This is a genomic window from Vreelandella populi (assembly GCF_003989825.1).
Lineage (GTDB): Bacteria > Pseudomonadota > Gammaproteobacteria > Pseudomonadales > Halomonadaceae > Vreelandella > Vreelandella populi.
The window spans coordinates 202775-225329 of the sequence record NZ_RZHE01000008.1 but is presented as its reverse complement, the minus strand read 5'-3'; the positions used below and the strand labels follow the sequence as shown (position 1 = coordinate 225329).

Annotated in this window: 20 protein-coding genes; 5 read left to right on the top strand and 15 right to left on the bottom strand. The window is 55.8% G+C overall.

Annotated elements, in window-relative coordinates:
- Window positions 1–10: 10 nt before the first annotated feature.
- Together dbpA and ybaK are read right to left on the bottom strand one after the other, a co-directional pair.
- Window positions 11–1408, bottom strand: coding sequence for an ATP-dependent RNA helicase DbpA (dbpA, locus tag ELY25_RS10590; RefSeq protein ID WP_126951252.1), 1398 nt, complete (start codon window positions 1406–1408; stop codon window positions 11–13).
- 103 nt (window positions 1409–1511) lie between these two features.
- Window positions 1512–1979 (bottom strand): Cys-tRNA(Pro) deacylase, encoded by a 468-nt coding sequence (gene ybaK / locus ELY25_RS10585; protein WP_126951251.1) that lies wholly within the window; start codon window positions 1977–1979, stop codon window positions 1512–1514.
- 123 nt (window positions 1980–2102) lie between these two features.
- Between ybaK and ELY25_RS10580 the strand changes: the two genes are divergently transcribed.
- A complete protein-coding gene (locus tag ELY25_RS10580; protein WP_126951250.1) occupies window positions 2103–2288 on the top strand; it encodes a DUF3008 family protein in 186 nt (61 codons plus the stop codon).
- A gap of 79 nt (window positions 2289–2367) precedes the next feature.
- Here the strand turns inward: ELY25_RS10580 and ELY25_RS10575 are convergent, their stop codons facing one another.
- Both ELY25_RS10575 and ELY25_RS10570 read right to left on the bottom strand, forming a co-directional pair.
- Window positions 2368–2637: a hypothetical protein gene (locus ELY25_RS10575; RefSeq protein ID WP_126951249.1), complete on the bottom strand. Its 270-nt coding sequence runs from the start codon at window positions 2635–2637 to the stop codon at window positions 2368–2370.
- Between the two features lie 113 nt (window positions 2638–2750).
- Window positions 2751–3617, bottom strand: a complete 867-nt coding sequence (locus tag ELY25_RS10570) for a cation diffusion facilitator family transporter (RefSeq protein WP_126951248.1) — start codon at window positions 3615–3617, stop codon at window positions 2751–2753.
- Window positions 3618–3725: 108 nt separating this feature from the next.
- Here ELY25_RS10570 and ELY25_RS10565 point away from each other — a divergent pair, with 108 nt between their 5' ends.
- Both ELY25_RS10565 and ELY25_RS10560 read left to right on the top strand, forming a co-directional pair.
- Window positions 3726–4595, top strand: a complete 870-nt coding sequence (locus ELY25_RS10565; RefSeq protein ID WP_126951247.1) for a LysR family transcriptional regulator — start codon at window positions 3726–3728, stop codon at window positions 4593–4595.
- Window positions 4596–4774: 179 nt separating this feature from the next.
- Window positions 4775–6184, top strand: coding sequence for a PhoH family protein (locus ELY25_RS10560; RefSeq protein ID WP_126951246.1), 1410 nt, complete (start codon window positions 4775–4777; stop codon window positions 6182–6184).
- 45 nt (window positions 6185–6229) lie between these two features.
- Here the strand turns inward: ELY25_RS10560 and ELY25_RS10555 are convergent, their stop codons facing one another.
- The 10 genes from ELY25_RS10555 to ELY25_RS10510 form a co-directional block, all read right to left on the bottom strand.
- Window positions 6230–7225, bottom strand: coding sequence for a YihY/virulence factor BrkB family protein (locus ELY25_RS10555; protein ID WP_126951245.1), 996 nt, complete (start codon window positions 7223–7225; stop codon window positions 6230–6232).
- On the bottom strand, window positions 7225–8994 hold the full coding sequence (locus tag ELY25_RS10550; protein WP_126951244.1) for a proton-conducting transporter transmembrane domain-containing protein: 1770 nt from the start codon (window positions 8992–8994) through the stop codon (window positions 7225–7227). Before ELY25_RS10550 ends, ELY25_RS10555 begins: the two co-directional genes overlap by 1 nt.
- Window positions 8991–10496, bottom strand: coding sequence for a complex I subunit 5 family protein (locus ELY25_RS10545; RefSeq protein WP_126951243.1), 1506 nt, complete (start codon window positions 10494–10496; stop codon window positions 8991–8993). The genes ELY25_RS10550 and ELY25_RS10545 overlap by 4 nt, the downstream gene beginning before the upstream one ends.
- Complete coding sequence (locus ELY25_RS10540; protein WP_126951242.1) at window positions 10493–11983, bottom strand: complex I subunit 5 family protein; 1491 nt, start codon at window positions 11981–11983, stop codon at window positions 10493–10495. Before ELY25_RS10540 ends, ELY25_RS10545 begins: the two co-directional genes overlap by 4 nt.
- The gene (locus tag ELY25_RS10535) at window positions 11980–12657 is read right to left on the bottom strand and encodes a hydrogenase subunit MbhD domain-containing protein (RefSeq protein WP_185856111.1); all 678 of its coding nucleotides are present in this window, start codon (window positions 12655–12657) and stop codon (window positions 11980–11982) included. The genes ELY25_RS10540 and ELY25_RS10535 overlap by 4 nt, the downstream gene beginning before the upstream one ends.
- A gap of 74 nt (window positions 12658–12731) precedes the next feature.
- A complete protein-coding gene (locus ELY25_RS10530) occupies window positions 12732–13397 on the bottom strand; it encodes an alpha/beta hydrolase (protein ID WP_126951241.1) in 666 nt (221 codons plus the stop codon).
- A 70-nt stretch (window positions 13398–13467) separates the two neighbouring features.
- Complete coding sequence (locus tag ELY25_RS10525) at window positions 13468–15237, bottom strand: SLC13 family permease (protein ID WP_126951240.1); 1770 nt, start codon at window positions 15235–15237, stop codon at window positions 13468–13470.
- 192 nt (window positions 15238–15429) lie between these two features.
- On the bottom strand, window positions 15430–15636 hold the full coding sequence (locus ELY25_RS10520; RefSeq protein ID WP_054641278.1) for a cold-shock protein: 207 nt from the start codon (window positions 15634–15636) through the stop codon (window positions 15430–15432).
- 187 nt (window positions 15637–15823) lie between these two features.
- Window positions 15824–17488 carry a GMC family oxidoreductase gene (locus ELY25_RS10515; protein WP_126951239.1) on the bottom strand — a complete coding sequence of 555 codons (1665 nt, stop codon included), beginning with the start codon at window positions 17486–17488 and terminating at the stop codon, window positions 15824–15826.
- A 23-nt stretch (window positions 17489–17511) separates the two neighbouring features.
- Window positions 17512–19023, bottom strand: coding sequence for a CoA-acylating methylmalonate-semialdehyde dehydrogenase (locus tag ELY25_RS10510; protein ID WP_126951238.1), 1512 nt, complete (start codon window positions 19021–19023; stop codon window positions 17512–17514).
- A gap of 129 nt (window positions 19024–19152) precedes the next feature.
- Here ELY25_RS10510 and ELY25_RS10505 point away from each other — a divergent pair, with 129 nt between their 5' ends.
- A complete protein-coding gene (locus ELY25_RS10505) occupies window positions 19153–20049 on the top strand; it encodes a LysR family transcriptional regulator (protein ID WP_126951237.1) in 897 nt (298 codons plus the stop codon).
- A gap of 245 nt (window positions 20050–20294) precedes the next feature.
- Window positions 20295–21677, top strand: a complete 1383-nt coding sequence (locus ELY25_RS10500; protein WP_126951236.1) for an NAD-dependent succinate-semialdehyde dehydrogenase — start codon at window positions 20295–20297, stop codon at window positions 21675–21677.
- Between the two features lie 80 nt (window positions 21678–21757).
- On the opposite strand, the gene ELY25_RS10495 is transcribed toward ELY25_RS10500, so the two are convergent.
- Entirely contained in the window at window positions 21758–22498 is a 741-nt protein-coding gene (locus ELY25_RS10495; protein ID WP_126951235.1) for a tellurite resistance TerB family protein, read from the bottom strand.
- Window positions 22499–22555: the final 57 nt, after the last annotated feature.

The window sequence follows — 22555 nt, the reverse complement described above, 5'->3', positions numbered from 1 at the left end:
CCGGCGATGTCTAATAACGAATCCGGCGAACGCGAAAGGCCCGCCCTTTTAACTTGTCGCGCTCAAGCTTGGCCTGAGCCTTGTCAACGGCTGAATAGGTGACGGCCACATACGCACTGCGCGCCAGCACCTTGATCTTGCCCACCTGATCGCCCTTGAGCCCGCCATCACTGGTTAGCGCACCCAGAATATCGCCTGGGCGCAGCTTGTCCTTCTTGCCGCCCGCCAACTGCAGTGTGGCCATGGGTGGCTCAAAAGGTGCTGTGTGGGTTGCCTTGGGTAACGCTTCGGTCGTTAGCGTCTCGCCCAGAAGATCCGCCAGGCGCTCCAATCGATAGGTTTCCTGAGGCGTGACCAGGGTACAGGCGATACCGCTTGCCCCGGCGCGCCCAGTGCGCCCTACCCTGTGAACGTGAACGTCCAGCTCGCGGGCAATCTGGTAGTTAAACACAGCGTCCAGCTGGGCAATATCCAGCCCACGGGCCGCTACATCAGTCGCTACCAGGATCGATGCGCTCTGGTTGGCAAAGAGTATCAAAATTCGATCGCGATCTTTCTGTTCCAGGTCACCGTGCAGCGCCACAGCGCTAAATCCTGCATCCACCAGACGATCGGCTACTGTCTGGGTTTCACGCTTGGTGTTGCAAAACACCACGCTGGTAGTAGGCCGGTTGACCAGCAGCAGCTGCTTGAGCGCGGCAAAGCGGGCATCTTCGTTGGCCACTTCATAGAAGTGCTGATCGATGGTAGTGGCATCATGCAGTTCGGCCACTTTCACGGTCACGGGGTCCACCATGACGCCACGCGTCATGGTAGCGAGCCCACCGGCTTCCTGCTCATCCGGGAAAGTTGCGCTAAACAGCAGCGTTTGGCGGTCAGCCGGGGTTTCGGCAATGATCGCATCCAGCGTCGCCTGAAAGCCCATATCCAACATGCGATCGGCTTCATCCAGCACCAGCGTGCGCAGTGAACCCAGCGTCAGCGACCCTTTGCGCAAATGCTCATCAATACGCCCAGGCGTTCCCACCACGATATGCGCGCCGTGTTCCAGTGACGCGAGCTGAGGGCCAAACGGTGCGCCGCCGCAAAGTGTTAATACCTTGACGTTGGCCATGGCCCGCGCCAGGCGACGAAGCTCTTCAGCAACCTGATCGGCAAGCTCACGAGTGGGGCAAAGCACCAGACCTTGCACGGCAAACGCCTCTACGCGCAGCTCGGCAAGCAGCGCCAAACCAAACGCTGCCGTTTTACCCGACCCGGTTTTAGCCTGCGCCAGCACATCTCGCCCGGCAAGCATGGGCGGTAGGCTCTGGGCCTGCACCGGCGTCATCTGATGATAGCCCAGCGATTCAAGGTTGGTAAGCAGCGCTGCCGGCAAGGCAAGCGATGAGAAGGAAGCGTCTGACACAATAAGACCTACAGGGCCGTTCAACGGCCAGTAAAAAGATAACTAACAAAATGCATATTAAAGGAAAGCACCATACCAGAAAGTGCCTATCCCTGCGTGCTTCTCATACCGCAAGGGGCGCAAAGTTAGCTTTACAAAGGGTTGCCAGATCACTTGGCGCCAGCTCGATTTCAAGCCCGCGCCGTCCGGCACTGACAAATATAGTGTCAAAGCTTGCAGCCGAAGCATCAATATAGGTGGCCAAGCGCTTTTTCTGCCCCAGCGGGCTTACTCCGCCCAAGACATAGCCGGTTGCACGTTCAACCTCGGCAGGCACGCCCATGACAGCTTTTTTAGCCCCAGCGGCTTTGGCAATCTGTTTCAGGCCCAGTTGCATGGTAACCGGCACAATGCCTACCGCAAGCGCTTTGCCATCCAGCGTCACGACCAGCGTTTTGAATACCTTCTCGGCAGCCACCCCCAGTTTTTCAGCGGCTTCCAGGCCGTAGGACTCTGCTGCCGCATCGTGATGGTATTCATGAATTTCAAACAGGATACCCGCTTTTTTTGCCGTGTTGATGGCTGGTGTCATGGTGCTCTCTTAATTATTAATAAAAGTGGGCAGCGCTAATGGAGAGCTCTGGAAAGCTTCCCCCTGCCTGCTAGGCTAAATAACGTAAGCCCTAAAGGAAAGTCAATTGACAGGAGCTTTATTATGCCAGCCACATCGAAAGCCCAGCAAAAAGCCGCAGGTGCCGCGCTTTCCGCCAAGCGTGGGGACACCAAAAAGAGCGAGCTTCAAGGTGCATCCAAGGATATGTACGACTCGATGAGCGAAAAAGAGCTTGAAGAGATGGCAAGTACCCAGCGCAAAGGTAAACCGCAGAAAAAAGGCGATTAAATTCCTTACTTATATGTTGCCGCTTTATAGCATAACGCCAGCTTATCGAGCTGGCGTTATGCTGACTACCGACTTGCCCTTACTGGCAGGGTACGACCCGGCGCAGGGTATCTTTGGCCCACAGTGTTTGTCCATCCGGCGTGCGGCCATGCTCGTTCCAGCGTTCGGCGGTTTCCATGCAGTAGGAACCGGCGTCTTCCGTACGCGGGTCGGCATTGGCAGGGCGCTCCCCACCAATCCGGATTACATCGGGATTATTCGTCGTGTAGCGGGGAGCAACAGTAGAACTTGCGCAGCCAGCCACCAGAATGGTGGCGAGCAGCACGGGCAAACAGCGGCGCAGTGGCATGTTTTGTAAACCCTCAAAAGTGCAATGTAAGACCGACACCGTTTGTCGGTAGCGCTAGATAGCACTCCTCCCTCATAGCGTCAATCTTTTTACTCGCAGGCTTATGGGGTGGCTTACGTAGTAACCAGGGTAATACTGGTGATGGGGCGCAAGTTACGCCGTATGCAGTGCTGCTCAACGCTTTCCACAATCTCTTCGGCATCGTCCATTTGCTGCTTATCGAGCTGAATATCCACCATCAGAAAACTGCCTACCTGAGCCATGCGCACATCGTCACTGACGATATCAAAGTCAGCGACTTCCTCCACCATGTCCTGGCGAATGCTGCCCATGGGTTCGCCAAACATCAGCTCGCGCAGTGCCCCGCGCACCATGCGGATCGGCATGGGCAAAAAGTAGCCCGCAATGATCAGTACCATCACCGGGTCGGCAAACCGAGCGTAGCTGGCCCAAGGGGTCAGGGTTAACAGCCAGGTAAGGGCGAAACCAAGCATTACCGCCGCGCTTAGTCCGGTGTCCATCTGCCACTGGCGAAGTTCAGCCGCCAGCAGTGATGAGCGGGCAATCCGGGCGTAGCGCTTCAACCACCACCAGGTCAATAAACAGCCGCCGACATTCACGATACTAAACAGTATGGCAAGATCGAGCGTTACCGGACGCCCGCCCTGAAGCAAGCTCCATACTGCTGAGACCATTGAAAACAGGCACACCAACGCGATCACCACGCCTTTGAGCAGTACGGCAAGTGGCTCTACCGTCAGCCGCCCAAAGGGGTAGTGATCATCCGCAGGTTTACGGGCATGTTGCAAGGCGAGTAGGGAAAGCGATGCCAGAACAAGACTTAATAGCGAATAGCCACTATCGAACAAAATAGTGATTGAACCGCTGGCCAATCCCAGGACCAGACCAGAGAATGCAAAAAGGCTTGCTGAAATAGCTGAAAATCTAAGCGCGCGGCGCTCGGCAATAAAGGGGGTCACGCGGGTTGCTCCGATGGAAGGTGATAAACGCAAGCCATCATAGTGAGTACACTAACGGTTCACCAATCGCTCAGCGCCAACTATTTTGGCACTCAATGAGGCAACACCATGCGTGCAGAGCAAATACAGGCGTTTATTGATGTGACTGAACACGGTTCGTTCGCCGCCGCCGCTCGGCACACGGGGGTCAAGCGCAGCACGTTAAGCGCAGCTGTTAATGCGCTGGAAGATAGTCTGGGCGTCGCGCTCTTTGAGCGCTCAGGGAACAGTCTACAACTAACCGCCGTAGGTGAAAGCGTACTGCCTGATTGTTACCGATTGCTAACCAGCGCCAGCCGAATTAATAAGCACTGCCAACAGCACCTCCAGGGCGTTGAAAGCCAGCTCTGTATTGCCCGCGATGACGCCCTGCCTGAAGCGTTTTGGCGGCAGGTTATGCATGATTTAAAACAGCGCTATCCGCTGACGGCCATATCGGTCTACCTACTGCCGCCTCAGGAGCACCCCCAGTTTGTGCTTCGTCAAACGGTGGATATCGCCTTTGGGCTGTATACCGCTGAAGGCGTCTCCATTAATGCCAGTAACCTCGCGCCCGTCAGCATGTTTTTAGTAGCCGCTCCTAGCCACCCATTAAGTCGCCTGCCTAACGTGACCCGCGACGACCTCGCCCAATATACCCAGGTGTGCCTCACCTATGACCAGGGGGATAAGCTGGTAAACGAAGCACTGTTTTCCGCTAACTACCTGGGTTTCACCATGTTTGAGGTAATCCGGGATGCGGTGATTAACGGCACGGGATGGGCGCTTCTCCCCCGCCCCTTGGTCAAAGAGGCACTGGAAGGTAACAGGCTTTGCGCACTGAACCACGACCTGACGCTGGATAGCCATTATTACCGTTATCTAGAGGGTGAAAATCTAGGTGTTGTGGCAACTGCTCTTCTCGCTAACGTGGCGCGCTTTCTAGGAAATATGCGCTAACGGTCACCCCATTGAAATATAACAGTGGAAAAAAACGCGATTGCCTTCCACGCTAGTAAAAAGAGCCACACAAGGAGATCCAAGGACACGCCCGGGGAACGACACAGGCAAGTGTCATAAAGGCGTAAGATGTAACTGCCAGTGTCGATGTTGCCGTCAACCAAGGAGTTATATCCACGATGGTAAGACTCGATAAGAAAGCGACTAGGCTTTATGTCCTGGACACCAATGTCCTGATTCACGACCCCGCTGCGCTCTATCACTTTGACGAGCATGACGTGGTTATCCCTATGACGGTTCTTGAGGAGCTGGACAAGCACAAAAACGGAATTCGTGAAATTGCCCGTACGGCGCGGCAAATCAGTCGTACGCTCTCTGACCTCACCAACCAAGTCACTTTTGACGAAATTCAACGTGGCATTCCCATTCCCCGGATCAGTGGGGAAACGGGGCGCCTGCATTTTTTGTGCTACAACGACCTGAAACCGTTTGACGCATTAGACGACAGCCCCGACAACCGCATTTTGGCTGAAACCTGTCGCCTGCGCGATGAACGCCCTGATGCATCCGTCATTCTGATTACCAAAGATATCAACCTGCGCGTAAAAGCCGCGGCACTTAAGGTACCCGTAGAGGATTACCATAACGACCGGGCGTTCTCTGATAGCGATGCCATGATTGAAGGCGCCCAGGTGTATGCCGATGCCGGACATGACGGTGCGTCACTCTGGGAAGCCTTGAATGTTGAGGTCACGGTTGAGCGCGTAGATCACCAGACGTTTTATCAGCTAAGTGGTGATATGCCCCGTCACTGGCACCTGGGCATGCTGGTATCGGATAGCGAAAACGGTGCCGAGTTTGAAGCCATTATCCGTGAACTTTCCCCCTCCTCCGCCCGCCTGCAATTGTTAACCAATTACCGTCATCATGCAGGCGTCTGGGGGGTTCACGCCCACGACAGCCGCCAGAACTTTACCCTTAACCTGCTGATGGACCCGGATATTGACTTGGTCACCATTGCGGGTAACGCAGGCACGGGTAAAACCTTCATGACGCTTGCGGCAGCTTTCCAGCAAACTCTGGATGCCAAGCTGTTTGAACGCATCGTGTTTACCCGCGCGCCGATTCCCATGGGCGAGGATATCGGCTTTCTACCCGGCACCGAGGAGGAGAAAATGTCGCCGTGGATGGGTGCCTTCCACGACAATATGGATAACCTGCTGCGCAACGAGGAGGGGGAGTCAACGTGGGATAACGGTGCCACACGCCAGCTGATTGGCTCGCGGGTACAAATTCGCTCGCCAAGCTTTATGCGCGGACGCACCTTGAACGACACCTTTTTGATTATCGATGAGGCACAGAACTTTACCCCCAAACAACTTAAATCACTGGTGACCCGGGCCGGACGTAACACCAAGATTGTGTGCCTGGGAAACGTTGGCCAGATCGACACACCCTACCTTACCGCCAACACCTGCGGCATGGCGGCGGTAGTAGAGCGCTTTCGTGATTGGCCGCATGCCGGGCACATTACGCTTAAAAGCGTTGAGCGCTCGCGCCTGGCGCTGGCGGCTGAAGAGCTTTTATAGCGGGGTTAACATCCTCGGCAAACGTACGGTAAACCTGCCAGCTAGCTACTGGCGGGTTTTTTCTTTATCGCCATTCCAGGGGTTTTCGACGCCTAACGTATCGGCGGCAAAGGCTTCACGCTCGCCTAACGGGCGCTCCTCGCCTACGGTGGTGTCCCGAGAGGTCTGGCGCTCCATCTCACTATTCACTTCTGCGCCAAGCAATACTACAAAGGCTGAAAGCCAAAACCACATCATCAACACCACTACCGCGCCCAGTGAGCCGTAAAGCTCGCTGAAGCTCGAGAAGTAGCGCACATAAAGTGAAAGCCCACCTGACCCCAGTAGCCATAAGGTAGTGGCCAACAGCGTGCCGTAGCTTAACCAGCGCCACTGCGCTGCTCGCCGATAAGGCGCAAACCGATACAACAAGGCAATTAAAAAGCTCATGATGATCAATAACGCAGGCCAGCGCAGCCACTTAAATACTTTATCAAAGGGTGGTTCCACGGTTAAGGCATCGACCAGCACAGGCACGATAGCGATAAAGCCAAGCGATATAAGCGTCATGCCGATCAGTCCAAACGTCAGCAGTATTAGTACAACACCGCGAAGAAAGATATTACGCTGCTCCTTTTCGCCATAAACCACGTTGAGACCAATCACAAGCACACCCACCCCTTTGGACGCGATATACATCGCCACTAAAAGGCCCGCAAACACCGCCATCACATTGCCGGATTCGGTGCTTTCGACCACTGCTTGGGTCTGCTGGTCAATAAGGTTTGCAGCGTCAGGGGGCATAAAGCGGCTTATCTCATAAAGCTGCCGACCCGCTTCAACCGGGTCGAACAGTAATCCCCACAGCGAGATCACCGCAGCAATGGTAGGAAATAGCGCTAGCAATGCGTAAAACGCCACGCCAGCAGCCAACATGGTAAGACGGTCACGCTTGGCCGCGCGCAGCACGCGCCAAACAATATCAAACCAGCCACGGCGCGTAATTTCATCTGGCTTCTCGGCTCGACGCCCTCGATGATTCGATGAATTCTCGTGACTCATTACGCCCCTTCCCACATTAGTAGCAATGCCAGTATGACGGCTAGCGCCATCATCAAACCGCTCGTATGATGGCGCATCCAGCTTTCCATAGTCGTTAGTTGAGTTAAGCGCCCCATGATCCGCTTTTCAATGGCTAAAGTGACATTAACACTCGCCGCTTTAATACCACTACACCACTGTCCGATACCCCTTATGGCTACCAAAACGTTTTGCGCAAACCAAGCATAAAACCACCATAAATCGCCGGCGGGCGGTGTGCCAACGCGTAAATGACGCGTTAGCCACCCGCCGATCCATACGGCCATTACCCCTGCCGGCAGCGGCCACACCAGACTGACCCACTCTTTTAGCGGCGGTATAGCCACACTACCCTCAGGAAGCGGCAGCCACAGTGGCGTCACAAGAGCTGCCGTTAGCGCTGCAAGCCAGGCGCCCCACTGCGCTGAGTGACTGCCGCCTGCATGGCGCTGCTGCCACTGGCGCCAGAGACTCACGCCTACCAGCCCCGAGGTGCCGATAGCCGCCCAGGTTAACAGCGTAATCAAGGACTCGTGATGCATCTCATATAAAGCGCTTTTTACGGTCCACTTGCTGATCATGCCTGCGCCAAATGCTCCTGTAAGCGACAAGGCAGGCAGTGCCAGCAAAATCCAGACAAGTGCTGACGGCCAACGAGGTAGGTGCTCACTTATGCTGGTGCCCATGAAGAGTGCGCCCTTGGCAAGGGCGTGATGGGCTGCAAACAGCACCACGCCCGGCAGCAGCAAAGGCCATACTTCGGGCGCGGCGAGTCCCATGGCCACCATGGCAGTCAGCATGCCCATCTGGCTTATGCTTGAATATGCCAGCACCGCCTTGGGATGACGTTGCCAAACTCCATAGAGCGCTGCGCCAAACGCGGCGGCCAGGCCGGCGATCAGCATGATGTCTCCCAACCGGGTTAGTTCAGGCGAAAGTGATGTTTCCCCCAAAGGCAGTACGTATAACCAGCCCAGCAGCCCCGCCTTGATCATTGCGCCACTTAGCACGGCGCTGGCTGGCGCCGGGGCGGCCGGGTGCGCCAATGGCAGCCATACATGCAGACCAATAACGCCTGCTTTAACGCCCAGCCCAAGCCAGAGCAGTGCCGCCATAAGTGCGCCGTGTTCAGCACTGGCGATGCCTTCACGCACGCCTTCAAGCAGCACGCTCTGCGCATCGCCTGCCGCCCATAACAGTCCGCCCAGGATTAATCCCTCCCCCAGCACGGCCATAATCAAATAGGCCTTGGCTCCCAACTTCGCCTCATCCGTGCCGGTATGCACCACCAGGGCATAGGCTGCAAACGTCATCAGCGCAAAGCCCAAATAAAAACTGGCGATATCCTGAGCGATAATCAGCAGTACGTTACCCAGTAAAGTAAGCGGCCATAAAAGTGTAAGGCGCAATAAACGGCGCTCAGCGCTGCTATCTCCCACCTGCGCCTTGACCTGCTCTTTAGCAAGGTAACCGCGGGCATGCACGGCGGCCAAGCTCCACAGCAGCGTGGTAAAGGCAAGCCAGGGACGGCTAAGCGCATCAAGCGACCACTGTCCGCCCAGCATCCAGGCCTCGATTACCCACTGCGCTTCGCCTGCGTAAGGCAGTAAAAGCGATGGCCACGCGGCACTCACCCACCACCAGGACAAATAGCGCCCCTGGGATGCAGAAGTACGGTATGCCTGCCAGGCGCTGGCAAGGGCGATACACAGCGGCCAGCAAAGGGCGAATATCAGTAGCAGGGTGATCATTGTAGATATTCCCCCACTGCAACCCGGGTCGCCCAATCAAGCGGGCTAAACGGCAGCCCGGCAAGCAGCCCAGCGGCAAGGCTGATGAACGCGGTAAAAACAGCCGGCCAGAGCAGCCAGCCATGGGTTTCCAGGCGCCCCAGTCGCTGCTCGTTTGGCCAGGTGCCATGCCCATGGGCGGGACCCACGCGAAACCACAGGCGATGCACAATGGGTAAAAAATAGATCGCATTGAGAGTACTGCTGGCCACCAGCACGGCAACTACCCAGTACATCTCGGCCTGAATGGCGCCGATTCCCAAATACCACTTGGTGATAAACCCAGCCACCGGCGGCAGGCCAATCATGCCCAGCGCCCCTATCGTAAAGGCCAGGCTGGTAAGCGGCATGCGCTTGCCGGCGCCATTCATTTCATCAATACAGTGAATCCCTAACTCCTCTGCATAGATGCCCGCGCAGAAAAACAGGGTTACTTTCATCAGCCCCTGGTGCAGCAAGTGAGCAAGCGCGCCTATGGTGCCGAAAGGGCCAAACAGGCTAACCCCAAGCACGATATACGACACCTGGCTAATGGTAGAAAAGGCAAGCCGGGGTTTTAATTCTTGCTGCGCGATGGCACGCAATGAGCCATAAATAATAGTAATACAGGCCGCCACGGCCAGCGCCGTGGTAACCCCCAGCTCTACGCTTAACTCAATGCCGTAAAGATCGTAAATAATTCGCAAGATGCCAAAAGCGCCCGCCTTGACCACGGCTACCGCATGCAACAGTGCACTGACCGGTGCAGGGGCCACCATTGCCCGAGGCAGCCAGCCATGCAGCGGCACCATGGCAGCCTTGACGGCAAATCCTCCGACCAACAGGGCGAAGATAAAGGTGAGTAACGCTCGGTGATCACCCAAGTAATCCCCCAGGCCGCGTTCGGAGGCAAACGAGTGCTCGCCCGTGAAGCTATACAGAAGCACCACTCCAAACAGCAGCACGACGCCTGCGGTCAGGGTATAGCGTAGATAAACCCGCCCCGCCTTCAGCGCCTTGTCAGTCCCTGAATGGACCACCAGCGGATAGGTGGAAAGCGTCAGCATTTCGTAGAAAATCAGGAAGGTAAACAGGTTGCCCGCGAGCGCAATGCCTAACGTGCTTGCCACACAGAGGCTGAAGAAACCAAAGAAGCGTTTACGGTTCGCGGTTCCTTCCAGGTAACCAATAGCGTACACCGTGGTACACAGCCATAGCACCGACGAAAGCCCGGCGAACATCACGCCAAGGGCATCGGCACGCAGAACAAAATCGATATTTCCTACTATCTGAAAACTGAAAATGGCCTCATCACCCTGCACCACTCGCCCCACCATCAGCGCAACCAGCGTGATCTTGATCACCGCAGCCAACAGGTTAATGCTGGTGCGCAGGCGCCTGGCGTCTTCGGGCAGGGTAAAGATGATGACCGCAGCCAGCAATGAAGCAGCTATTGCCGTTAGGGGTAGCCAGGCAGCATTCATGCACTACCTCCTTGAAGGAGCTCTAGCGGGAAGTGCGCAAGCAGCCCCAGCACAAATGCCGCCAGAGCCAGGCAAAGCGCAATCATGTCCATACCGGGGGCAAGGGGCTGATAACGCTGGCGCGGGGCTGTTTCCATAAACGAATAGCGAAAAAATCGGAAAATGTAGGCTGCCGTCAACAGCGTGCCGACCAGTAACGCGGCAACCGCCAACCACTGTTGGGAGACCACCATGGCGTGTAACAGCAGCCATTTCGCCGTAAAGCCCGCGCTGGGCGGCAGCCCCATAAGCGTTACCGAGGCCACCCCAAAAACTAATAATGAGAGCGGCAGGCGGCGGCTGGTACCGGCAAGTCCTTTTAACGTGGTTTCGCCGGTCGCCAGAATCAGATTACCAGCCGCCATGAACATCGCCGCCTTGGCCAGCGCGTGGCCCATCAGCTGCAGCCAGAACCCTTCCCAGGCAAGTGCGCGGGCAAGCGGGCTGATATCCGGCCCGATCAACAGGGGAAACACCACCATTAGATAACCCAGCTGTGCGACGGTGGATGAGGCCACCAGCGTTTTCAGCGACTCGGCACGCCAGGCAATCAGCCCTCCCCACACAATGGCCAACATTCCCATCCAGGCAATCAAGCGGGGTGCCCAGAAGGTATCCGGCAGCAACAGGCTCCACAGCTGAAGCAGCACGAACAGTGATGCCTTGACGACCAGACCGGCGTGTAGCGCGCTTACCGGCGTCCAGGCACTGGCGTGCACAGGGGAGAGCCAACCGTGAAGTGGAAACAGGGCTGCCTTCAAGGCAAGCCCTGCCCCCATGAGCGCCGCCGCCATCCAGGCAACCGGCCCTGGCTCCATCACTTGGGCGAGCCCGGCCAAATCAAGCTGCCCCCAATAGCCGACTACCAGGGCGACACCTAACAGGTAGGCAAGTGACCCCACCAGCGTAAGCAGCAGATAGCGCATACCCGCTTGCAGCGCGGCCACCTTGCCGGAAAGCAGCAGCATGGCAACTGCCGCCAGCCCCATCATTTCCAAAGCGATGTAAAGCGTAAGCAGGTCGGTTGCCAGCCAGGCAAGCGACAGCGCGCTTATCACTGTCCCTATCAATGGCCAGAGCCAGCGGGCGAAACGTTCAGGTTCTGAAATACGTAGCAGGCCAGGTGTATAGAGAGCTGCCGCAGCGCCCAGCCACTGGGTTAACAGCAAAAGCAATATGCTCAATCCATTCAGGCGAAAAGCGATGCTCACCCCAGAGAACTCCCACTGCCAGCGTAGCAGGTCCGCCTGCAGGGTATCGATTAACAGATATAAGCCGGCGACGAGAATGGGAACGCAGGCCAATGCAACGGGCCACATACGTTTTGGGGGGAAAATAGCCGCCAGAGCGCCGAACAGAAGCGGTAGGCACAGAACCGCCGCCAGCGCCCAGTGGCTGGTGAGCATGGGTGCAAACGTGCTTTCTACCAGACCAAAGCGCCACATCATTTGCCCTTCTCCTTGAGCGCGCTTTCGTCCGACAAGGCGACCTGCCCTTCCAGCTGGTAGAGTCTGCGAATCACCAAGGCGCCCAAAAGTGAACCTAACCAGGCAACCACCAGGCCAACCGTAACCAGCGCCTGACCTTGCGCGCTCGTTCCCGCAAGCCCCGCCAGAAGCAAAAATACACCTGAGCCGAGTACGTTAAAGGCAAGCAGACGCCGCACCAGGTGGCGATGCCAGGCAAAAGCCCCCATCGCCGTGGCGATCATTACAATGCCTGCCAATAGCAGTGGGTGTTCGGTGGGCGAATAGACCATTTCGGGAAAGATAAAACGCACGGTCGCGCCCACCATCAGGCACCAGGCGAGCGCCAATAGTGTACGCATGACACCGCGAGAAAGCGGTTCCTTGATGTGATCATAAGGCGGCAGCTTGGCGGCATGCGAAAAGCTGCCCAAGGCATAAAACAGGCACGGTGCGGTTAAAAGCGCCCCTATCAGTCCTTCAACACCGGCAAGCCAGGGCGCTTCCAGTATCAGCCAGGCAAGCGCCATGCAAAGAGTGAATCCCACAAAAAAGCAGCAGGCACGCAGCAAATGACGGTCAAATAAACAAAACAGCGCTGCTGTCACCATACAGAGCGCTAAACCTACTTCTACACCATCAAAAGATGCTATCACTGCCTTTGCTATCCTTGCACCGGCTTATCGTTAGGTTACTGTGCCTGCCTTTGCATCACTTGTCGATGCGCTGATTATCCCAGAAGCTTGGTGAGCCACTGGCCGATATCCCCCACCTGCTGGGGGCAAAGAGCGTGAGCCATGGGATACTGGCGATAATTGGCCGTGTAGCCCTGCTCTTTCAGGCGATCAAACGCCGCGCGCCCCAACGTCTCTGCCACAATGGGATCAAAGTTACCGTGGTGTACTTCAATGGGCAATGATCGGTTTGCCTCGCTCGCCTCTATGCTGTCGGCGGTGGCAAAGTAGGTCGACATGGCCAGTAACCCGCCAAGCGGCTGCGGGAATGACAGCGCTGCCTGGTAGGCCACGGCGCCCCCCTGGGAAAAGCCCGCCACGATAATTCGCTGACTGACGATTCCCTGATCAATCTGCTCCTGAATCAGCGCCTGAATACGCTCGGCCGAGCGCTTGAGCTGCACTTCATCAACGCGGCGCCCCAAATCCATGGCCAGAATGTCGTACCAGGCAGGCATCACCATCCCACCGTTAACCGTTACCGGCAGCCGGGGCGCATGGGGCATGATAAAGCGCACGTGCGCATCGTCAGGCAGTTGTAGCGCGGGGATCAGCGGCTCGAAGTCATGCCCATCGGCTCCCAAGCCGTGAATAATAAACACGCAAGCATCGGCGGGTTGACCATTTTGCGGCTCAATAATCAGTTCGCCCGGAGCGGTCATTGTGTTCATCCTTACTTAATTGAAAAACAGCACCCTAGCGCAAACCGGCATTCACGGCGAGCAATTGCGCCTAAAAGGGCCACACCAGAGGAATCAAGACAAGCGCAATAATACCGGTAATGACGTTCAATCCGCCGCCTACCCGCAGGAAATCGCTGATTCGATAACCGCCGGGGCCATACACCATCAAATTGGTTTGATAACCGATCGGGGTTAGAAAACTGGCTGAGGCAGCGAACATGACCGCCACCACATACGGCATGGGATTAACCCCCAAGCTCTCGGCAGCAGCCATGACCACTGGGAAGATAATCACGGCGGCACCGTTATTGGTGACAAGCTCGGTTAACAGCGCAACGACACAGTAAGTACCTATCAACAGAAGCCAAGGATTACCGCCCACGATATTCAGAACGCCACCGGCAATCGCGTCTGCCGCACCTGAGCTTTGCAGCGCAGCGCCTACTCCGAAAGAGGCCGCAATCGTTAACAGTACCTGGCTATCGAGCCCACGCTTGGCGGCGTCAACCGAACAGCAGCCGGTCAGAAGCGCTAACGCAGCCCCCAGCATGGCGGCATTCAGCATGCTGACCACCCCCAAGGCGGCCAGCAGTACAGCGCCCAGTAGAATACCCCAGGCAAGCGGGGCTTTTTCGTGAACCGGCCTTGCCGAGCCGTTGAGCTCGCTGATCAAAAGAAAGTCCTTTGACTGGCGATGACGCTCGATAAACGGCGGGCGTGCCTCCAGCAGCAATACATCGGCAGGCTGCAGGCGCACCTGCCCAAGGTTACCTCGAACCCTCTCACCGCCTCGGCAAATTGCCAGCACGGCAGCGCCATAGAGTGTTCTAAATCGGCCATCGCGAATGCGCTGACCGATAAACTGGCACTGGTTGGAGACGACCGCCTCGACCAAGCGGCGCTCCTTGAACTCCTTTTCAAGACTTGAGGCACTATCGCGCGAAGGCACAAGCCCACGGATCTGCTGCAGCTCGACCGCGGCATCGCTGGTGCCCGCAAACACCAGCCGGTCGCCGCCTTTTAACTGCTCGCCAGGCCCGACAACGCTGACAACGTTGCCATCGCGTTCAATTTCAACCAGAAACAGCTCTTGCAGGTGGCGCAATCCCGCCTCTTCAACCGTACGGTTAACCAGCACCCCTTCACGGTCTACCTCCATCTCGATGGTGAATTCACGCGGGTTGGCAAACACGTTGGCCAGCCCCTCCCGGGCCGGCAACAGCCGAGGGCCGAGTATAATTAGATAGGTAAGGCCGACAACGGCCACAGGGATGCCTACCCAGGCGAGATCAAACAATCCCATGACCAGGTCTGGGTAGCGTTCGACCAGCAGCCCATGAACAACCAGATTGGTACTGGTGCCAAACAGAGTAATGGTGCCGCCGAGAATCGAGGCGAAGCTGAGCGGCATCAAAAGGCGCTGGGGCGAGCGCCGCAAACGTCGGCTCCAACTCATCACCGCCGGTATATACGTTGCCACCACTGGCGTATTGTTTAAAAAACCGCTTAGTGAAGCCACCGGCAACAGCAACCGCACCAGGGCGCCTCGCTCGGTCTTGGGGCGCCCCAGCACATAGCGGATAATTAAATCGATGCCGCCCGTTTCACGAATACTGGCCACCAGCACGTACATAAACGCAACGGTAAACAGGCCGCTATTGGAGAAACCGCTTAACGCCTCTGCAGGCTCCAGCACGCCCAGCGTCATCAGTACAATGACGGCGCCTAGTAAAATGATATCCGGCCCCAAACGCGAGGCGGCCATCAACGGAAAAATGGTGACAACTACGGCTACCGCAATCCAAGCATCCAGCGTCATAACGCAGCATCCCTAACAAAAAAGCATGTGCTATTGTGACGCCAACTGCATATTCTAAAAAGTTATTTTTAGAAACATTTAAATATCGAAATAGAATATAAAGTTTTCATACGCGCACAAAAAACCCCGCTTTTAAGCGGGGTTTTAGCACGCTAGCGTTAAACGCTAGTGGCGAACATCAAATGCTGAGAATTAACCCAGAACCTTGATGTTGGAAGCCTGAAGGCCTTTTTTACCCTGAGTAACGTCGAAGGAAACCTTCTGGCCGTCTTGCAGAGTTTTGAAACCGTCAGCTTGAATTTCGGAGAAGTGCGCGAACAGGTCGTCGCCATTGTCGTCCGGAGAAATGAAGCCGAAACCTTTAGTGTCGTTAAACCACTTAACGGTACCAGTTGCCATGATCGAAATCCTCGATATTACTTAATGTAAAGCCGGGCAATACCCGAATTGCAGTGGGTAGAACAAGAAACTTTCACCAGACTTACGCTTGGGCGTTCGGTACTGCTGACAACGTTCGACTTGCTAACCTACTGCAGAAAGCATGCACTTAACAAAAGCGCACGTCAACATTATGCTTGAAAAAAACTTAATGCAATGAATTTTCTTCTAAAATCCAATTCGCCACCTTTTCAGCAATCATTAACGTGGGCGAATTTGTGTTGCCACTGGTGATCGTCGGCATGATACCCGCATCGGCAATACGCACGCCTTTGATCCCTCGCACGCGCAATCTGGCATCGACCACGGCCATGGGGTCATCAGCGCGTCCCATACGCGTGGTACCCACAGGATGAAAGATAGTCGTACCTATATCGCCCGCCAAACGCGCCAGCTCATCATCACTTTGATACTGAACCCCAGGCTTAACCTCTTCTGGCCTGTATTTATCAAAAGCAGGCTGTGCGGCAATACGGCGGGTGATTCTCAAGGAGTCAGCGGCCACCTTGCGATCTTCAGGGGTGCTCAGGTAATTGGGCGCAATGGCTGGCGGCTCACCTGGATGATTACTTTTAAGACGTACCGTCCCCCGGCTGGTGGGGTTCAGATTACATACGCTGGCGGTAATCGCCGGGTAAGCGTGCAGTGGCTGCCCAAAGGCGTCCAAGCTCAATGGCTGAACGTGGTACTGAATATTAGGAAACTCATACTCATCGGCACTTCTTGTGAAGGCACCTAATTGGGAAGGCGCCATGCTCATGGGCCCCGTTCGCTTACTAAAATACTCCCATCCGATACCCGCTTTTCCCCACCAGGTACTTGCCATGGCGTTTAGGGTTTTTGCATTGGTGACACGATACACCGAGCGTATCTGGAGGTGATCTTGCAGGTTTTCGCCCACTCCCGGCAGGTCATGCACTACATTAATAGCGTGCTCTTCAAGATGCGCTTTAGGTCCGATACCGGATAGTTGCAGAAGATGCGGTGAGCCAATGGCGCCGGCACACAAAATTACTTCTTTGCTGGCGTGGGCGTTAACGCTTTTCCCGCGCTGGGTAACGTCTACCCCTTTACAGCGTGGGCTACCTTCATCATTTTCAAAGTAGAGCCGATTCACCTGGGTAGAGTGCCAAAGCGTCAGGTTTTTACGTTTAAGCGCAGGGCGTAGAAACGCCTTGGCCGTGTTCCAGCGCCAGCCATTACGCTGGTTTACTTCAAAGTAGGCGACGCCTTCATTATTGCCGCGGTTAAAATCCTGAGTGCGTGGAATACCGGCCTGCACGGCCGCCTCGGCGAAGTCGTCCAGCACTTCCCACTTCAAGCGCTGCTTTTCAACCCGCCACTCACCGCTATCTCCGTGAAAGTCACGCTGCTCGGCATCAGCATCGCCTCCTTCATCCAGCCGGTAGTGGCTTTCATGCTTCATAAAGTCCGACAGGCAGTTTTCCCACCGCCAGGCATCATCACCTACGACCTCAGCCCAGTGATTGTAATCGCGCGCCTGACCGCGCATATAAATCATGCCGTTAATGCTCGAACAGCCGCCCAGGGTTTTACCCCGCGGGTAAATCAGCGAGCGGCCGTTTAAGCCCTGCTCGGGCTCGGTCCGAAACAGCCAGTCGGTGCGCGGGTTATTGATGCAGTACAGATACCCCACCGGAATATGGATCCAGTGATAGTTATCGCGCCCGCCCGCTTCTATCAGCAGTACCCGATTATTCGGGTCGGCGCTTAACCGGTTGGCCATCAGGCATCCTGCGGTGCCTGCGCCTATCACAATGTAGTCAAATGCCAAGGTTTGTTGTTGTGTCATTTGCCTTGCTCCGCATCAACTTATTACTTGGCAGTTGGCATCACAAACTCAGCCCCGTTATCAATCGAGTCTGACCAGCGCTGCATAATCGACTTCTGCTTGGTATAAAAACGTACGCCCTCCTCACCGTAGGCGTGGGTATCGCCAAACAGTGAACGCTTCCAACCGCCAAAGCCGTGCCATGCCATCGGCACCGGGATAGGTACATTGATACCCACCATACCCACCTGAATGCGGCGCCCAAACTCTCTTGCCACGCTGCCGCTTTCGGTAAAGCAACTGACGCCGTTGCCGAATTCGTGGTCGTTGATTAACTGAATGGCCGTCGCTACATCCGGCACGCGCACGCAAACCAACACCGGGCCAAAGATCTCCTCTTTATAAATCGTCATTTGCGGCGTGACGTGGTCGAAAAGCGTGCCACCCATCCAGAAGCCGTCGGCACAGTCATCACCCACCTGGGCAGTATCAAACTCGCGGCCATCCACGATCAGTTTCGCGCCTTCAGACACGCCTTTTTCGATGTAGCCGGTAATACGCTGGTGGGCCTGGCGCGTTACGATCGGCCCCATTTCGGCATCCAGCTGCATGCCATTTTTTACTTTTAGCGCTTTAGCGCGCTCAGCAAGCTTGGGCACCACGCTATCTGCTACGTCACCGACCAGTACCGCTACGCTAATCGCCATGCAGCGTTCGCCCGCCGAGCCGTAGGCGGCGCCGATTAATGCATCCACCGCTTTATCCAGATGTGCGTCGGGCATGACGACCATATGGTTTTTCGCCCCGCCCAGCGCCTGCACCCGCTTGCCATGTTTGGCACCCCGCTCATAAATCAGGTTAGCAATCGGCGTCGAGCCGACAAACGAGAGAGCTTTTACCTCGGGGTGATCCATTAGTGCTGCGACAGACTCTTTCCCTCCCTGCACCACGTTAAACACGCCATCGGGCAAACCGGCCTGCTTCAGAAGGTCTGCCAGCATTAATGAAGCGCTAGGGTCGAGCGGGCTTGGTTTAAGAATAAAGGTGTTACCCGTGGCAATGGCGATAGGGAACATCCACATCGGCACCATGACCGGAAAGTTAAACGGCGTAATACCCGCAACAACGCCAAGCGGCTGCCGGGTTGTCCAGTTATCAATACCGGTACTGACCTGCTCGGTGTAGTCACCTTTAAGCAGTTGGGGGATGCCGCAGGCAAACTCGACAATATCTATCCCGCGCGCCACCTCGCCCTGGGCATCGGTAAACACCTTGCCATGCTCCTGGGTGATCGCCTCAGCCAGGGCATCTTTATGGGTGTTCAGTAATTCCAGAAACTTGAATAACACCCGGGCCCGGCGAATGGGAGGCGTATCAGCCCACGCAGGAAACGCTGCAATGGCCGCTTTTACAGCCGTATCCACATCGCTTTGTGACGCCAGAGTGACACGGCCGGTTACTTGGCCGGTGGCCGGATTGAACACATCCTGAACATCGTCAGAGCTACCTGCGCTGATCTGACCATTAATAAAGTGCTGAATTGCTGTTGTTGTCATCACGACTACCTTTATAAGCAGAAAAAATAGTATCTCCCCAGACTAACGTGATTGCTTGCACGATCAATTGAGTAAATTTAAATTGGGATATAAGCTCAGCTAATAACAAAACGAAAACCAAGAGGTTCCATGCACGAATACGCGACACTACGGGCATTTGTGACGGTCGCCCGTCTAGGCAGCGTCTCACGCGCGGCTGAGCAATTGCACCTTACCCAGCCCGCTATCAGCCTAAAGTTGAAGCAGCTTCAGCTAAGTCTGGGGCTTACCCTATTTGAACGCCGCCCCCAGGGCTTAGCGCTAACCCCCGATGGCCACGCCCTGCTCCCCTCTGCCGAAAAAGCCCTGGCAAGCGCTAATGCCTTTGAGCAAACGGCCAATACGTTACACAGCACGCCAAGAGGCAGGCTCAAGATAGGCACGATTGTCGACCCGGAATTTATTCGCCTGGGCGCTTTCCTGCGTCGCTTAATGACGCAGGCACCGCAGCTTGAAACCGAGCTTCATCACGGGATGAGCGGCAGTACGTTAAGACGTGTTGAGCAAGGCGACCTGGACGTGGGGTTTTACCTGGCGCCGCCCGGCCTGGGTGCCGACCAAGAGGTGCTTGCCTGGCGCGAGTTGACCCATTTTCACTATTACGTTGTTGCCCCAATGGGCTGGGATGCCCAACTAGCCGATACACGCTGGGAGGCCCTGGCCCGGTTGCCCTGGATCGTCACGCCCGAGGACTCTGCCCATCACCGCCTTTTACAACATGCGCTTGCCAGCAGTGGCGCCACGCCCAACCGCGTTGCCCAGGTCGATCAGGAAGCCTGCATGCTGGATTTAGTACGCGCGGGCGTTGGCTTGAGCCTGGCACGCGATGCTCTGGCCATGGCCGAGCGTCAGGAAAGCGGCCTTGTCGTTGCCAATAATATTCGCCTGCCCTGCGCACTTAGCTTGATCTGGCGCCATGATCGCTCAGAAGAACCGACCATTGACGCGGCGCTGCGCACGCTGAGTGAAGTATGGCCCTCGCTTTAAAATACTGGCTTTAAAAAACCGGCTTAAGAAAGCGGGGCTGAGCCGTCGCTAATATAAGCCAGCCAACCATTGATGAAAAACGTACGCGCTTTTTATTAGCGCTTTATGAACTCTTTAAAAATGATACTGCCCCACCGTTACGCATAAAGGCTGATTGTCTACTAAGGTAGATAGTCATCTAAATTAGACCAGTCGGTTTTAACCGATATGGACATTGAAGCGTTGATCTAAAGATAGGAGATCTTATGAGCAACAGCATCACGACCGTAAACCCGACGACCGGCGACACACTAAATACCTATACGCTGATGGATTCCAGCCAGGCGAAGCAGGTTGTCGAGGCAAGCCACCAAGCGTTTCTTGATTGGCGGTTACAACCCCTTGAACAGCGCGCCAAGATCGTTAAAGCCATTGGCAAGACGCTCACCGACCATAAAGAAGAGCTGGCCGAGCTGATTGTTAAAGAGATGGGCAAACCTCCGGAGCAGGCGCGCCAGGAAATCGATCTGTGTGCCGGTATCTGCGACTACACGGCTGAGCACGGCCCCAAGAAGCTGGCCGATGAAGAGCGCAAGCCCGGCAACGGTGAGCGCGGCTTTATTACCTACTCGCCGATGGGCGTTATTTACGGCATTCAGCCGTGGAACTTCCCCGCCTATCAAGTGGTGCGTTACTCCATTGCCAATATCATGGCGGGTAACAGCGTTTTGCTGAAACACGCTGAAAACGTGACCGGCAGCGGCCTACTGCTTGAGAAGATTTACCGCGAAGCGGGTCTGCCTGAAAACGTTTTCCGTACGCTGGTCATTTCTCACGACGTTTCCGATGAAGTGATTGCTCATAAGGCCGTACGGGGTGTCACGCTAACGGGCAGCGATGGCGCCGGACGCAAGGTAGCCGCCAAAGCGGCTGAAAACTTGAAGAAGACCGTGCTGGAGCTGGGGTCAAACGACGCGTTCCTGGTGCTGGATGACGCTGACCTTGATGTCGCGGTCGATACCTGTGTCACCGGGCGCGTGTTTAACGGTGGCCAAACCTGTGTAGCGGCCAAACGCTTTGTGATCACAGACGCCAACTACGAGGCTTTTAAAGAGCGCTTTGTAGAAAAAATGAAATCGCTAAAAGTCGGTGACCCGAACGATAGTGATACGGATCTTGGCCCGATGGCACGCGTGGATCTGCGCGATGCGCTGCACGAACAGGTAGAGCAAAGTGTCAGCAAAGGCGCCAAAATACTTTGTGGCGGTGAAAAGCCCACGGGTAAAGGCGCTTTCTATCCGGTGACCGTACTGGACAACGTTACCCCCGGCCAGCCCGCTTATGATGACGAGCTGTTTGGCCCCGTCGCGGCCCTGATTCGTGCCAAGGATGATGAAGACACTATGCGCATTGCTAACGACAGCCGTTATGGCCTTGGCGGCGGGATCATTTCCAAAGACACAAAACGTGCCACGGAGCTTGCCAGCAAGTACTTCGATACCGGCATGGTATTCATCAACGGCTTTGGCGTGGCTACACCTGAAATGCCCTTTGGTGGCGTAAAAGACTCTGGTTACGGGCGCGAGCACGGCGGTTTTGGCATGCACGAGTTTGTTAATGCCAAGTCCGTCATTGTGGTCAGCGAATAACGTCGCTTAACCGCTACGCTTGTATGCATTGAAAATATGCGCCGCACGCCTTTAAGGCGTGCGGCGCTTTTCTTTGCGTATTAACCGGCCTGCTCCGCCTGGCGCTCGAGTTCGCGGGTCATCTCTTCAGACAAGTTCAACGCGCTCGCCAGTTGATCTAGCCAGGCACGCTCCATGGGATTTTGATCATCAACGACCGCGACGCTCATCAGGTACATCTCGCGAGCGGCCTGGGGCGAGTCGGCCTCGCGCGCCAACGCTTCGGCGTTAAGCGGGACCTTGAGCTGCTGCTCCACCCATTCATGCATCTCCTGATCCGCCCCCAGGGCGTCAATCTGCTCGGTTATCAGCGCCTGCTCCTGCTCATCAATATGGCCATCGGCTCGGGCAGCCATGATCATGGCTTGCAAGAGTTCCAGGCTACGCCGTTCCTGAAACTCGCCGCTGAGCACCTCAACCCGCTCGCCCTCCTGATTACCTGCTTGCGCATCTGAAGCTTGGGCGTCACTACTCTTGGCCGCTTGTGAACTCTGCCATGCTTTCCACGCCAGCATGCCAACACTTGCAATGGCGCCATATTTAAGCGCTTTACCGCCCATGCTGCGGCCACGCTTGGACCCCACCAGCATGCCCATGGCGCCGCCGCCCAGCAGGCTTTTAATATCCAAACCGCCGGAGGAATGACCACCTTGGCCACTGCTGGCACCGCCCAACTGCTTGGAAAGACCACTCAGCATGCCTTTCACATCGACCCCGCTGCTGCCTGTTTGACTACCGCCAGCCTGCTGCATCAATTGCTGAAGAATTTTACTCGCGTTCATCCTTGCACTCCTTGTTCTGACAGGGTGATCTGACAGGGTGAGTAAATCACGTAAGTG